Genomic DNA, 1,320 nt, shown 5'->3' with positions numbered 1-1,320 from the left:
CTCTGGCCCTGTGAGATCAGCACATCCGCCTGCCGCAACTTGGCGACGATCTCCTCGGGCTTCGGGTGCTTTGCCATCTCGTCCGTCCTCCAGGCTCAAAAGCCATACCAAAGGGCGGACCACTTCAATGGGGGCTGATCAATGCTTTAATTCAAGAGTTATTATTGCTAACCCTGTCGCAGTTCGATTGAAAAATTCGCTTGCGACAAACGTAGGTCGAGAGTAAAAAACGTAAAATGCGTTCGCCGCAAAGAAAAATACCATAAATAATAGGGTAAAATCTGAGCTTGATCCCTGAAGCACGCCAAAAAAACCAAATATTCCAGCCAGTAATGCTGAAAAAATTAGTATAGTTATTCTTATAATATTCATTTAGATTGCCACGCAAGATTTATTGAATCTAATGCTAATTAGACGGAGGAGGCCGGCCTACCCCATTCAGAGGCCTGTCGCAAATGCCGACGGGCTCACGCCGGTCAGGCTTCCGCTATACACGGCACCGATTACCCGCGGCAGCTTGGCAGCGCAGTGTTGCGTGGCAGTGTTTGACTGGCCGTTCGGAATGCGGCGGCCCTTTTCGGGGCCTGTCGCAAACGCGTGCGCGTCTTCGTTCACGGATCGCTAGCCATTCCTGACGAGCTTGCCGCCTCCGCCTTGAAGCAGACCCATGATCCTGTCCGCTATCGCCGCCATGCGGAAGCATCGCTCCAAGGCCGACTTCAAAGGCCGGCGCTACGAGGCAGTGCTCATCGTGCAGGCCGTCTCCTGGTACCTCCGCTATCCGCTGAAATACCGCGACATTGAGGAGCTGTTCCTGGAACGCGATCTGAAGGTGGGCCACAGCACCCTGAAACGCTGGGTTCTGGCCTACGCGCCCCTGATCGAGAAGCGGCTACTTCAGTTCCGTCAGCCTCACTGCGGGTCGGTCCGCATCGACGAGACCTACATCAAGGTTCGCGACGGGTGGCGCTACCTCTACCGGGCCGTCGACAAACACGGCAATCCAGTCGACTTCCTGCTGACCGCCGACCGCGATCTCGATGCGGCCAGGCGCTCCTTCCGCAAGATGCTAGCGGCTACCCTACGTTTCCGGAATGAGCCTCGAACAAACAAGTGACCTTCTCATCCCAGCGGCTGGTCAGTGGGTCATGCCCGGCGCGTTCAGATCGGGTCAGATCTTGGTCGTGTCCCAGGCGGTGGTGTAGCTGAGGGGTGGTCATCGGCGGTTGCCGGGTAGGGTCGGGTTGCGACGACCAACCCCGAACCCGAGAGACCCCCGATGACCGACGAGATCATGGCCCTGCGCGGGCTGATGGAGAA

General features: G+C 56.9%; 1 pseudogene. It reads left to right on the top strand.

From position 1 onward, the window contains the following. Nucleotides 1-667: 667 nt before the first annotated feature. Nucleotides 668-1,072: pseudogene (locus MKK68_RS01395) on the top strand (IS6 family transposase); the annotation flags it as partial. Nucleotides 1,073-1,320: the final 248 nt, after the last annotated feature.

The sequence above is a fragment of the Methylobacterium sp. E-016 genome, from assembly GCF_022829745.1.
Lineage (GTDB): Bacteria > Pseudomonadota > Alphaproteobacteria > Rhizobiales > Beijerinckiaceae > Methylobacterium.
Note: the sequence above shows the minus strand (reverse complement) of the source record. Positions and strands in the feature narration are given on the sequence as shown.